Origin of the sequence: Vibrio sp. B1FIG11 (genome assembly GCF_905175335.1) — a bacterium.
Lineage (GTDB): Bacteria > Pseudomonadota > Gammaproteobacteria > Enterobacterales > Vibrionaceae > Vibrio > Vibrio campbellii.
On sequence record NZ_HG992752.1, the window covers coordinates 33,678 to 46,360 of the forward strand.

General features: G+C 43.7%; 12 protein-coding genes. 8 read left to right on the top strand and 4 right to left on the bottom strand.

Annotation, left to right across the window (positions count from 1 at the left end):
• Positions 1-64: 64 nt before the first annotated feature.
• Entirely contained in the window at positions 65-1,426 is a 1,362-nt protein-coding gene (locus KHO06_RS16975; protein ID WP_134977219.1) for a tetratricopeptide repeat protein, read from the top strand.
• A 113-nt stretch (positions 1,427-1,539) separates the two neighbouring features.
• Here KHO06_RS16975 and KHO06_RS16980 read toward each other — a convergent pair whose 3' ends face one another.
• Genes KHO06_RS16980 through KHO06_RS16990 form a run of 3 tightly spaced genes read right to left on the bottom strand, consistent with a single transcriptional unit; the run spans position 1,540 to position 3,595 of the window.
• Positions 1,540-2,370: a hypothetical protein gene (locus KHO06_RS16980; RefSeq protein ID WP_212582958.1), complete on the bottom strand. Its 831-nt coding sequence runs from the start codon at positions 2,368-2,370 to the stop codon at positions 1,540-1,542.
• Complete coding sequence (locus KHO06_RS16985; RefSeq protein WP_105065515.1) at positions 2,370-3,227, bottom strand: ABC transporter ATP-binding protein; 858 nt, start codon at positions 3,225-3,227, stop codon at positions 2,370-2,372. The genes KHO06_RS16980 and KHO06_RS16985 overlap by 1 nt, the downstream gene beginning before the upstream one ends.
• A complete protein-coding gene (locus KHO06_RS16990) occupies positions 3,224-3,595 on the bottom strand; it encodes a GntR family transcriptional regulator (RefSeq protein ID WP_005428840.1) in 372 nt (123 codons plus the stop codon). Before KHO06_RS16990 ends, KHO06_RS16985 begins: the two co-directional genes overlap by 4 nt.
• Positions 3,596-4,067: 472 nt before the next feature.
• Between KHO06_RS16990 and gltS the strand changes: the two genes are divergently transcribed.
• Together gltS and KHO06_RS17000 are read left to right on the top strand one after the other, a co-directional pair.
• Positions 4,068-5,294 carry a sodium/glutamate symporter gene (gene gltS, locus KHO06_RS16995; protein ID WP_005428834.1) on the top strand — a complete coding sequence of 409 codons (1,227 nt, stop codon included), beginning with the start codon at positions 4,068-4,070 and terminating at the stop codon, positions 5,292-5,294.
• Between the two features lie 244 nt (positions 5,295-5,538).
• Complete coding sequence (locus tag KHO06_RS17000; RefSeq protein WP_212582959.1) at positions 5,539-6,294, top strand: hypothetical protein; 756 nt, start codon at positions 5,539-5,541, stop codon at positions 6,292-6,294.
• A gap of 51 nt (positions 6,295-6,345) precedes the next feature.
• Here the strand turns inward: KHO06_RS17000 and KHO06_RS17005 are convergent, their stop codons facing one another.
• Positions 6,346-7,122: a hypothetical protein gene (locus KHO06_RS17005; protein ID WP_047476847.1), complete on the bottom strand. Its 777-nt coding sequence runs from the start codon at positions 7,120-7,122 to the stop codon at positions 6,346-6,348.
• A gap of 578 nt (positions 7,123-7,700) precedes the next feature.
• Here KHO06_RS17005 and KHO06_RS17010 point away from each other — a divergent pair.
• The 5 genes from KHO06_RS17010 to KHO06_RS26590 all read left to right on the top strand — a co-directional run bounded on the left by KHO06_RS17010 (position 7,701) and on the right by KHO06_RS26590 (position 12,678).
• Positions 7,701-8,474, top strand: coding sequence for a helix-turn-helix domain-containing protein (locus KHO06_RS17010; RefSeq protein WP_235284000.1), 774 nt, complete (start codon positions 7,701-7,703; stop codon positions 8,472-8,474).
• A gap of 605 nt (positions 8,475-9,079) precedes the next feature.
• Complete coding sequence (locus KHO06_RS17015; RefSeq protein WP_212582960.1) at positions 9,080-10,525, top strand: TrkH family potassium uptake protein; 1,446 nt, start codon at positions 9,080-9,082, stop codon at positions 10,523-10,525.
• 72 nt (positions 10,526-10,597) lie between these two features.
• The gene (locus KHO06_RS17020) at positions 10,598-11,698 is read left to right on the top strand and encodes a hypothetical protein (RefSeq protein ID WP_244858437.1); all 1,101 of its coding nucleotides are present in this window, start codon (positions 10,598-10,600) and stop codon (positions 11,696-11,698) included.
• A gap of 136 nt (positions 11,699-11,834) precedes the next feature.
• Complete coding sequence (locus tag KHO06_RS26585; RefSeq protein ID WP_244858438.1) at positions 11,835-12,230, top strand: hypothetical protein; 396 nt, start codon at positions 11,835-11,837, stop codon at positions 12,228-12,230.
• Positions 12,231-12,252: 22 nt separating this feature from the next.
• Positions 12,253-12,678 (top strand): AraC family transcriptional regulator, encoded by a 426-nt coding sequence (locus KHO06_RS26590; RefSeq protein WP_244858439.1) that lies wholly within the window; start codon positions 12,253-12,255, stop codon positions 12,676-12,678.
• The last annotated feature ends 5 nt before the right edge of the window (positions 12,679-12,683 follow it).

A 12,683-nucleotide genomic window follows, 5' to 3' on the forward strand; every position in this document is an offset into this window, starting at 1 on the left:
ATATTACCCGCGATAAGTGCGGGTATTATTTTAAATCTAATAACTATCTACTGGTAGGTATGTAATGATTAAAGACAAAAGAGCGCTAGAGATGAACGGCATTGATGCCGCAGGCGCAGAACAATTTGAACGGATTCTCGAAGATACGTTGACCTTTCTTCCCAGTGCAATGAGCGATCTCGATCAGCTGCTACTGCGCTATCCGGACTTTATGATGGGATGGATTTTTAAGGCGTACAGCCATGCGAGTGATGGGCGTCGTTCTACTTTACCCATCGTGGCTAAAATGGCTACACAGTTGGATAAGCTCGCGCAATCGGCAACCAAACGTGAAGCGCTGCACATGCATGCGTTGAAACAATGGAGCCAAAGCAATCTGAAGGGGGCTCTGGATACATGGCAACATATTCTGAGTCTTTGGCCTTTGGATATCATTGCCTATCGCCAATTTACGGGGCAAACATTTTGGTTTGGCCAAAAGCAACGGGCACTGCAAGTTTCTTTGCAAGTTTTACCCTACTGGGATGAGCAGACACCAGGATATTGGATGTTTGCCGCCGCTCATGCCTTTGCACTCGAAGAGGCGGGGGAATATGAATTGGCCGAAGCATTTGCGCGCCAGACGTTAGGGTTGAACCATCAAGATCTAATCGCCAAGCATACGATGGCTCATATTTTTGAGATGCAAGGCGAGGCGAAAGAGGGCATCGAGTTCTTGCAAGGTCATGCGAGTACATTTGCGAATCACAATGCCTTTCGAGGTCACCTTTGGTGGCACCTTGCGTTGTTCCATCTTGAGGAAGGTAATATTGATGATGCCTTGGCTTTGTTTGATCAGCACATCTATCCTGCAGAGTCTTCGATATACCTTGATATTCAAAACGCAGCTTCGTTGCTGGCTCGCTTGGAGTTCATGGGAGCTGATGTTGGAGAACGTTGGAATCGATTGAGTGCCGGAGCGCTAGAGATTTCGGCCGACAGCACTATCATGTTTACTGAAATTCACAATGCCATGGTGTTAGCGAAAACCGATCATCATGACCAGTTAGATGCCAATATAACGCAAATTATCAGCTCGCCATTACAAACTCAGGAAGTGGAGTTTATGACCGGCAGCAAGTTGATGCAGGCCATCAAGGCGTACCACAGCTCGAACTACCGTCATTGCATTGAGTTGATCAATCAAGTCAGAGATGTGCACAGCAAGCTTGGGGGAAGCCACGCGCAGCAAGACGTTATCTCACAATACCTACTGATGGCTCATGCCCATTTACAACAATGGGATCAAGTGGCGTGTCTGTTGAAAAATCGCTACATCGCAAGAGCACAACCGCTGCCAGCAGAGCAGATAAAGCGAAAGTTGGCTCAGTTCGATGAAGTGAAAAACATCGATGCTCTGTTGCCTAGCTTAGTCAAAGTGGTTTAGCGCAAATGCTGCCTGGGTGCGGAAATAAAATGGGCGCGGAAATAAAATGGGTTCGGAAATAAAAAAGCGAGGACAATACCTCGCTTTTGATGGATTTGTTTTGCTTGTGCTTGTTAGCTCACGGTGCGGCTAAATTTGATGCTAGCTGTCCAAGCAAGCACACCGATGAAAGTGTAAATCCCAACGTTCATCCAACCTGCATCTGGAATCGCGCTGAACGGGTTTGGCGCAAGAATCGCGTGCAGTGGTAGGTAGAAAATCGCTGAGAAGAACTCATCCAGACCATAGAAGTTGAACATTGCAATCGGCATCCAGCGTAGCGCGTAAATACCAATCAAGATCACCAACAGTGGTGAGTTCACTTTCTGTGAGATCGCCATTGCGGTTAGTGCGAGCGGCAATAACAACACCCCAGCTACCACCATTCGAAGCAAGAATTCAATCCAGTTCAGCAGCACGAAGCCCAATGATGCTTGGCGATACAATAACGCCAGCTGGTGGTCCGTTGAAACATTCAACATCCACAGCATAAAGTCGGCAGCGAAAACCAATACCGAACACACCAATGGAATCACCAATAAACCAAACGTCAGCTTCACCAGATGGGTTTTTACGTCACTGACAGGCATACTGCGCCAAAACATGATACTGCCCTCTGAGCGCTCTTTACGTAGCGTTCTTGGGAAGTATTGAGTGCCAAGCAGGATAGACAACAAACCAATGCCACCTGTGATCAGCATGTTGACGTCATCGCCTAGCTCTTTGTGGATATCACTGACATCACCACCAAAGCTCATTTGGAATAACATATTGTGTTGCAGTGTCGAGCTGCTCATTAAGCTGACGAACAGCAGCACGCCACAGGCAAACATAAACAACGGCACGCGTGTAACCAATGGGTTCTCTAGCCATTCTTTACGCAACATCGCGACAATCGATTTCATTACGCTGTCTCCTTCTGCAATGCCAAGAACAGATCCGCAAGCTTGACGCCATACACATCACCCAGCCCAGCTACTTGCTCTGCGTATTGGGACGACAGCAACCATTTAGTCGTGCCTAAGCCCTTTTGCGATGACAGTGGTTTCAGCGCTTCGATTTGTGCGCGATGCTCATCACTGGCATCAAGAATGAAGTAATCTTCGCTGATGCTGTCCATTGAGGTTTGTAGGACAGGTCGACCGTGTTTAAGGATCAGCACGTCCGTCAGTAGGTGTTCGATTTCCGATACTTCATGGCTCGCAATGATCAGCACACGCTCGCCATCGTGGAACCATTCCAGCAAATGACGGTAGAAGGTATCGCGATAAACCAAATCCAAGCCAAGCGTTGGCTCGTCCAGAATCAGAATTTGTGTATTGGTCGCGATGACGACAGCCAAGTGCAATTGCACTTTCATGCCTTTCGATAGAGATTTGATGCGCGCACGCGGCTTGATGTCGGTTTGACGAAGCATGGCATCGGCTTGGCTGCGATTAAAACCTGGGTGTACGCCCTCGGTGTAATCGAGCAGCTGAGCAACCGTCATCCAGTTTGGCAGAACGTTCACATCCGAAATGTAAGATAAGCTCTGCATGATTTTGTCGCGTTGCATAATTGGCTCAAAGCCGTTAATGCGAATAGTGCCCTGATATTCGTGTGCACCGAGTAGGGCGTTAATGAGAGTCGATTTACCCGCACCGTTATGACCTAGCAAGCCAAGCACTTGACCCGCTTGTAGATCAAAGCTCACGTCATGCAGCGCTTCACCCTGCTGACGATATTGCTTGGAGACGTGTTTTACACTGACTAATGCGCTCATTGGTCACCTTCAATATGTGTTTGGATTTGTTGGATAAATTCATCAAGTGACATATCCAGACGTTGTAGTGTGTCGGCGATCTGCGGAATTTGCTGCTCAAGGAAACGTGCTTTTTCATCAGCAAGCAGCTGCTTTTTTGCACCTTGGGCGACAAACATGCCTTGCCCACGTTTCTTCTCAACCAATCCTTCATCAACCAATAGCTGATAGCCTTTCATGACCGTCAGGTGATTGATCTTCATATCCGCAGAGACACTGCGTACCGAAGGCAAAGCTTCGCCCTCTTGCCAGATACCTTGCAATATTTGCTGGGTGATCTGGTCAGCCAACTGACGGAAAATCGGTTGGCGATCATGCCAATGCGTCATGATTGGTTTCCTTGGCTGAGTTGGTGTTATATATATGTATAACACCTAGTCGATGGGATAGAAAGCACCAATCTTCTAGCGCTGTTTTCTTAATCACTTTTTCCGATGAATTTTCATTAGGGCCTGTTGACCTTTCGAGCTGGTTTTTGCATCAGAGTTTCACGCAAAATTTGCACGCAATCGCATACGTTTTTGCCCTTAAAAAATGGCAAAAAAATTGTTCACTTCTCATAAGTTGAGAAGTGCGAAAAAAACGAGAAAATTGCGCCACAAAACTTGGTGAAAAAGTGTATTTTTTCACTAAGTGAGAATTGGGTGAATATCCGAGTTATTGTTTTCTTATTTAATGAGAATTGAGAGGGTTTGGACCCTAGAAAACCACACGTTCAGGAGGCACTCTGACCTGCCTAAATACCGCTCAGTCGGCGAGTTGTTACTCAAAGGATGAGAAAAAAGGAGGCAAAGAGGTTTTATGAATCAGGTCATTTCTGTTGGTCCACAAGAGTCGTTTCTCGTCGCTATTTGTGTGTTGTTCTTGGGACAATTCGTTAACGCTAAATTACCGATCTTAAAGAAATTCAATATTCCCGAGCCAATCGTTGGTGGTTTGATTGTCGCATGTGCGATCACCGCGATGCACTTCAATGGCGTGGACTTAGTTTTCGATTTACCGCTGCAAAACACTTTCATGTTGATGTTCTTCGCTACCGTTGGCTTAGCAGCGAACTACACCCAGTTGATTAAAGGCGGCGCTAAGGTGTTTATCTTCTTAGCCGTGGCATCGGTGTACATTCTTATCCAAAACGCGGTCGGTGTCTCTCTGGCAACCGCTCTTGGCTTAGACCCGCTTATGGGCTTGATTGCAGGCTCGATTACGTTGTCGGGCGGTCATGGTACGGGCGCAGCATGGTCGCAAACCTTCCAGGACATGTATGGCTTACACAACGTACTAGAAGTGGCAATGGCATCCGCTACCTTCGGATTGGTGATTGGTGGCATCATCGGCAGCCCAGTAGCGCAGCGCTTGATCGATAAACGTAACCTTGAATCTGAATACGGACGCACCAACCAGACTCACGAGCGTTTCCCTGAATTGGTGACCTACAACGAGCACGAAGAAGACCGCGTAACCGCGAAGAAAGTGGTCGAGAGTTTATCGATCATTCTATTGTGTGTTACTGGTGCCGATTACTTAGAAGGCTGGGTGAGCAGTTTCGGCATCAAATGGTTGATGATTCCAGATTTCGTTTACGCGCTGTTTATCGGTGTGGTGATCACCAACATCATGGAAGTGACCAAGGTACGCAAAGTGGATGTTGAGACGGTCGATATTCTTGGTACGGTTTCTCTGTCTTTGTTTCTAGCGATGGCGCTAATGAGCCTAAAACTGTGGAACATCTTCGACTTAGCAATCCCGTTCCTCATCATTTTGGCGGTGCAATCGGTGATTCTGGCGGTTTTCGCTTACTACGTGACGTTCCGTGTGATGGGCAGCAACTACGATGCCGCAGTCATCGCAAGTGGTCACTGTGGCTTTGGTCTGGGCGCAACGCCAACCGCAGTGATGAACATGGGCTCTATCGTTAACCGCTTTGGTCCATCACCACAAGCCTTTATGGTGGTGCCTATTGTTGGCGCGTTCTTTATCGACATCGTCAACCTAGTGATTCTGCAAGGCTGTATTTCTTTTATTAAGTAACCAGCCTTGCTCCACGAAACAAAAGCCAGTCCCGAGAGACTGGCTTTTTTGATCTGACGTACTTCTTCTCTTGAATGAGTTACGGCGTAGGGCTCCTCTCCTTTAGATTCTCAAGCAAGTTACAGTGAAAAACCGTCAACTTCCGGTATGAGACCCAAATAAAAAATGAGCGTGCTAGGGTGCAGAGTCACCATTAAGTTTGTTTGTTAAGGATATCAACCTCTTGTAGGTCTTTAGGAGATTTATGGGCCTCTTAAAACGCATTCTGGGACACTCGTGCGAGAACACGCACTATCAAGTCAACCGCGTCCAATCACACTATGTTTCTATACCTTGTGAAGCTTATTGTAAAACGACGGATGCCTGTCTGATTCATCTCTACAGGGATAAACATCAACGTTTGGCAGATCGCTTCATCAACCGCTCGACCTTTTATTACTCGGATAACGAAGATCCCAATGAACTTGTGACCTTGTTGGACCTTGCTTGGCGTGGTTTATGCCCGAAGGCTAAAGTGCCAGCGGTGAGAAAGGTCATCTATGAAAAGCAGCAGGAAGTACTAGAGAGCCTTCAAGGCATGGACAGCTACATCTTGCTGGTCGGTTCATGGTTGGGTGTGGAAGTCAGTAATTTCAGACGCAATGTGCAAACCAAGCATCAAGAAATGATAGAAGATCGCTTGTTGATATTTGGCGAGGAAGCGGAGGCGTTCCCTATTACGGAGGAATATGGCAGTGAGCTGTATTTTTATAAGTACCAACTGCTGCTGGATATCACGATTAGGGCAAATGAACTTAACGTAAAAAACGTCGTTGCTCGGTGCACTTTCCGCTGGTTTGACGCGATATTAGCGGGCATTTTTCTGGGTAGCATGGAGCAAGAGGTGATTGAGGAAATCCATGATATGCACAATTACCATCAGAACGTGCTCAGTCAGATTTTTGAGCTAGCGGGAATCGGTTCTCTAGAGCAGTTTCTTTTAAACGTTAAGCCGGCGTAGAAGTATGATTAGCGTATCAACCGTCTGTAGGATGATACGCTTTCCCACTTTCTAGCCTTTTCGATGCAATTTTTCATAGGTTGCAAAGCTAAAAGCGCAAGCTGAGGAAATCAGATCTTGTTTGATGATGGTGACAGCATTGGCATCAGTATTGGCGTAGTGTTTGGTAAAACGGACTTCTAGCGTACCCTTGTCTCGATACCCACTCATTACTGGTTTTATCGATATCTCCTGGTTGAGTCCTTCTGCTTCGTTGGGCTCGCCTAGGCTGAGTACTTTCCCCACATATAACCTTCTATCCGACAGGGTCAGCATGACCATTTTGTCCCCTTTTTCTAACGCTGATTTAAAGAGAAAGTCATCCAGCGAGCTGTCGGAAAAGACTCTCGCATTCAGTCGCTCTTTTGGGCTAAACGTCATGTAGCGAATGCAATATTTGATGTAGGCGAGCAGAGACCAAAATACAGGCACGAGCAACATCGAAAACGTAATCATGGTCACCCAGGTGAGATTGATAACCTCTTGATTGGTAAAGGCATCAAGTTCATAGAGTAGGTTCGATGTAAACTCATAAGGCGTCTGTGCCAACAATGCATCAGGCAACCATTTTATTGGAGCGACATGTGTGATGGCTGCGAAAAAATACGCGTAGCGATTAATGATCAAGACTAAGCCTAAGGCGATAAACAAACATATCATGCCTAAGTTTGCGCTTTTTAAGTACAGGTACTGTCCTTCATAACGGTGCACCTTGTATCGATAGAACGGATGGATATGACAAACCAAAAAACCACTTACCAAGATTGGTAAGATTAGCAACAAAAACAACTATTTCTCCTCAACGAGTAACCGAGCTCTTTCATAAATATTGTTCGTCATTAGGTCTTGATGAACCTCTTTGGCAGATATAAACACGGTTCCCCTGCCAACGACTTTTAATGATGTGTAAGAATGATTGATCTTTCTTGAAAGGTGTCGCTCTTCTTTCGTTCCCCAAAGACCGAAAGTAAAAAATCGAATAATTCGCTCCATAATTCCTTCGAAAATAGTGGTATATCTCAGGTGATTTAAAAAATACAAACAGAAACCCGGATAGTGTACCAACCTAGCTGCGTTATATCGAATGAGCGAATAATTAAATGGTTGTTATTATGAGGTGTTAAATAAAAAGGTCAGGATTTTCTGTCTGTTTTCTATAATAAACAGCCGCTTATCATGTTAACTTCGCTTTTTTACCAGAAAATACACCAGTAAATACGAAATGTAGAAATACCATCATATTATTTTGAAAATATCTCATTGATTATGGCACATGCTGTTTTCAGTGAGGGGAGTGATACTCTCAGAAAAAAGCATCAGGTTATTCGTATATGTTTTTCCATCAAGTTCAATCAAAGAAAGTCACATTGAAGCCCTACCGTTCGAAAAGGAGCTTACTCGTTCGGATCTCCAATTACCAAGGGTTCATCGCCATCAACGGAAACGAAGTGTCATTGTTTAACAATAGCTTACTGGTTATCCCGGAAGGGGCGATGGTGGAGTGCGATCTGCTTAGGCTGGGGGATGAGAGCTCATTTGAGGTCGTGACTCTCAACAAGACTGACATCAAAAAGATGAAGGTGAAGCTCGAAAAGCTGAATGATCTCATCTTAAACAAAAACAAGAATGAGTCATTTATTCTGTATAAGAGTAAAGAACTGTGCGAAATTTTTTACTCAAATAGACAACTTAATAATTGCCAAAAGCTGAAAAGCATTAAAAATATCGCACTGAAGCAGAGTATCTTTCACTTGGTATTACTGCTGTATAAAAAAGGAGTGGATGTCAGCATATTGTTTAACAGTGACTATCACATATCGCTGTCTTCTCGTTTAGCTAAGCTGTTTATGTCTGAACCAACGAAGAAATGGACGTTAGACTTGGCGGCGAGTTGTATGTTTACCAGCCCTTCTACGTTACGGAGAAACCTCTCTAAGGAAGGGGGAGCCTTCTCGCACATTCTCAATGATGTAAGGTTAGGTATCTCCATCAACTACTTAACGTTCACGTCATACAATGTTTTAAAAATCAGTGAGCTCAGTGGTTTCAATAGCTCGGCGTACTTTTGTACGATCTTTAAGAAGAAGTATGGTGTGACGCCTCAGGAGTTCAGGAAAAACTCCAAAGAAAACAATATCTAATGTCACTATTTATATGGTTGATTCAGTGTTAGCTTGCAAACTGAGACCTAAAAAAGTGGATGGCATGGGTTAGTAGGTCTTTGTCCGTGGAGGACAGAGTATCGTCATTTTTCTTAAGCAGAATGTCGAGTGAATTGATGAGTCCATTCTCCATGATGGGTCTTAATGGCAAACAAAACTTCGAGAGGTATAAATGAGTGGTGGTCTTATATATCTTGACATAAACCGTTGTTAAACAAGATGTAATCTGAATCTTTTCACTGCGATCGCTCAAGGGCGATGAAAAACCTGTGTTTATGTAGCAGTTACTCGACATCGAGTAACTAGGTAATAGAGGGATCTTTTTAGGCAGAAACATAAAGTTATAACTATTAATTCAGATTGTTCTTAATTAGTTGTTTATATCAATGTAACGAAACGATAAGAATAAGTCATTGCGCTATCTGCCTATTGTGTTTTGATGTGTCTTGCTAATAAATAGCATGATTTATATTTTTGCTCATATTGTATCTGTCATTGATTAAATCTTATATATCAATTGAATTTGATTCGGAAAATTGAATAAATAATAAAGTTGTTGGTAAGAATAAATGAACTGATTTTTAATGATTAGCTATAAACCAGTGTTTCTCGTTTTGGGATTCCTGTTATCTAAACTCGCATTATTTATGTATATCCCATTTTTGATGGCTGTAGTGACAGGGACTCAAGGGGCGTTAGATTTTGGTTTATCAGCAATCATTACCCATGTCGGGGGATTAGTGTGCGTGGCGATTGGCGGGAAAACATCAATCGCTCTCAAAGTAAAAGATGCGTTTTTGATCACCACGCTAGTCTGGGTTCTAGGCAGCGCGTTTGCGTCACTTCCCTTTGTATTCATTAATGAAATTAGCTTCACCAACGCTTATTTTGAAACCATGTCTGGTATCACCACAACTGGGTCTACGGTTCTTGCTGGTCTTGATAACATGGCACCCAGCATCTTGCTTTGGCGTTCGCTGCTACAGTGGTTTGGTGGTGTAGGGTTCATCGTGATGGCTATCGCTATTCTACCCATGATCAATGTTGGTGGAATGCGACTCTTCCAAACCGAATCCTCTGATTGGTCAACAAAAAGTGCGCCTCGAATGAAGAGTGTTGCCAAGAGTATCTTGTCTGTTTATCTGCTACTGACTTTTCTTTGTGTGATGAGCTACTTGCTATGTGGCATGACTGTATTTGATGCAATCAACCACGCACTGACCACCGTCTCTACGGGAGGATATTCAACGACTGATGCCTCCATTAACGGCTTCTCGCCAATGGCTCATTGGGTTGCGATCATCTTTATGTTTGCGGGTGGCATGCCATTCATTCAATTTGTGGGAGCAATCAACCAAAAGAGTCTCTCTTGCTTAGTGAAAGACGCCCAAATCAGAGCCTATTTTAAGTTGGTCGTTGCTTTGAGTTTGGTTGTCGCTTGCTGGTTGGCATTGAAGCTCGATTATCCGTTTATCGACGCGATTCGTATTGCGACCTTTAATATCGTTACAGTGATGACCACCACGGGTTTTGCATTAGACGATTTCTCCAGTTGGGGGAGTTTGCCAACCATTTTGTTTTGCTTCGTTCTGTTGATGGGCGCGTGCTCTGGCTCAACGTCAGGGGGCTTCAAAATCTTCCGAATTCAGATAGCGACCTCACTGCTTAAAAAACAGGTTTTTCAGTTGGTACACCCTTCTGGCGTCTTTACCTTGCGTTACAACAAAGCACGTTTGTCAGACAGTATTGTGCAAGGTGTAACGGCATTCGCTTTTGTTTATGCATTAACGATTATTTTTATCGCAATGCTATTGGCAATCATAGGCTTAGACCCTGTCACTAGCTTGTCCGGTGCCATTACTTCGGTGGCGAATGTCGGTCCTGGTCTCGGTTCCATTATTGGCCCTACTGGTAATTTCTCAACACTGCCAGACGCAGCAAAGTGGATTTTGAGCCTCGGAATGCTGATGGGACGCTTAGAGATCCTCACCATTGTGGTCGTTTTGTCTCCTTGTTTCTGGCGTATTTAACCTCGCCGATTTTTCTAACGCTCACTTGAAATACTAGTGAGTCCCTCAGGTTTCTATTTTTAAATTACGATTATGAAATTGGTATTTTTTGCGAAAGAGATTCATCACTTTATCTTGCGTGTTCATGCTGTGGATGGGAGAAAAAAGAAAGAAATTAGAACGTTAAGGCAAGGTTTATGTCGCACCCTACAGTTTGAAGGCGCGGGGTTTGAGCTCTATTCCTTGCTAGAACCAACACATGATATCTCTAAGGCTCAAGTGATACGTCTGGCTAAAGATAAACTGAAAATCTTAGTCCGAAAATTCAAGAAAGAATTTGAGGAAAAAGAAAACGACACCCTTGATGCTTTAGAGAACCAAATCATCGGTTATTTATTTAACTCTGAGCAGAAGGTGAGCCTAAAAGAGCTTTCTCAAAACCTCTATATCAAGGGTGCTTACGACCAAGAGACGCTCGTTACCACCATGAGTCGGTTGGTAAAAAGTAACAAGGTGAATGTGACCCACACGGGGCTGGGCAGTATGTATTACATTAATTATCGCAATAACTGGGTCTATGATGGTGGCAACCAATCCTACGTCCAATGTAAGTGTCATTACCACTGTGCAACCTGCGAGCTGAACTTGGACTGTGCCTATCAGCCAAAACACAAAATCGTGCGTGAGTTCTATAAGTTGATTGATGTTGGTTTGGGTGTCGCTACGGGTAAGTTGGAGAAAGAGAGTGATAGCTTGCTTGGTGACACCATTCGCTTTTACTCGAGTATTAAAACACTGAGCGAGACAAGAATATCGGAAGGTGTGGATTACACCGTGATCAACTCAACGGATGATCAGTTCGTTGTCATTGATAACTTGGGTGACCCATATAACGTGTTATTAGAAGACTTAAATTGGTTTCGTATGGATTTGGGTAATCAATGTAAGAGCAAGCAAGAGAAGGTCGCCGTCAAAAGGCGGTTTATCAGCAACTACGAGTCAAAGCGTAAGACCAGAGATTGCATTGTTCAGTGCTTGTCGTCCATCGGCGACATTTCGGTATCGGTCGATACATTAATGATAAAGCTAGGGTTGTTAAGACTGCCTATTGAAAAAGCGCTCACTCTGCTTGAAGAAGAAGGGGTAGTCAAAAGCCTAACTGAGGCTAATACCAAGAAGTACTTGTTATGCTAGTTGAGTTTCTTGCTTTTAGCGGAGCGATTTAGATTTGAAGTCATATAACTTCATTTATGGATTGATTATCTATACATGTCGCACAAAGAATCGACTATCTTGCTAGTATGCTTGACAGTATATAGATGTTAATTATTTGATAGCAATGTTTTTTCATAATATTAATGCCAGCAATGTTAGGCTACACAATTACAGAACTAAAAAGACGATATTTGCCAGAGTCTCAGGTTATCAAGGAGACATTAGTATTAATGGCTCTCCCGTTCAAGAGTTTAACAATAGCTTAATTATCATTCCAAAAAACTCGTTTGTTCACGTTAATATATCAAAATTAACTGAACAGTCTGAATTAGACTTAATCAGCTTAAATGATTTTGATATTGGATTTATTAAGCAAGACCTTTATGAGTTAAACAAGTTTATCTTTGATAAGAGAAATCGAAAATTGTGTCGTTCAAGTGATGGCAGAAATTTCTTAAAAGCTCATAACAAAGATTTTTGTGATGTTTTTTTTAATGAATCGGGTCGTTGATGGGCACCGTTGTATGGGGCGGTTGAACAAAGCACTGCTTAGACAGAGTGTGGTTGAACTTCTGATTCACCTACATCTGGAAAACAAAGACATCAATATCGTCTTAAACATGAAAACTGATCTGTCGGTTTCTGAGAGATTGTCCAATCTGCTTATGCGTGAACCGAGGAAGCATTGGACGCTTGAGGCGGCGGCTTTGTCTATGGCGACCAGCATCTCTACCTTGAGAAGAGGATTATCGGCAGAGCAGAAGTCTTTCTCTTGCATCCTCAATGAGGTGAGGCTCAATGTCGCGATTCGGTATCTGAAGTTTAGCAACTTCAGCATATTGAAGATAAGTAACCTGAGTGGATTTAAGAGCTCTGCCTATTTCTGCACAGTGTTTAAAAAAAATAAACTCACCACACCTCAGCAGTTCAGAAGCCGCTTCAGAAAATCTATTGTTTAAGTTTG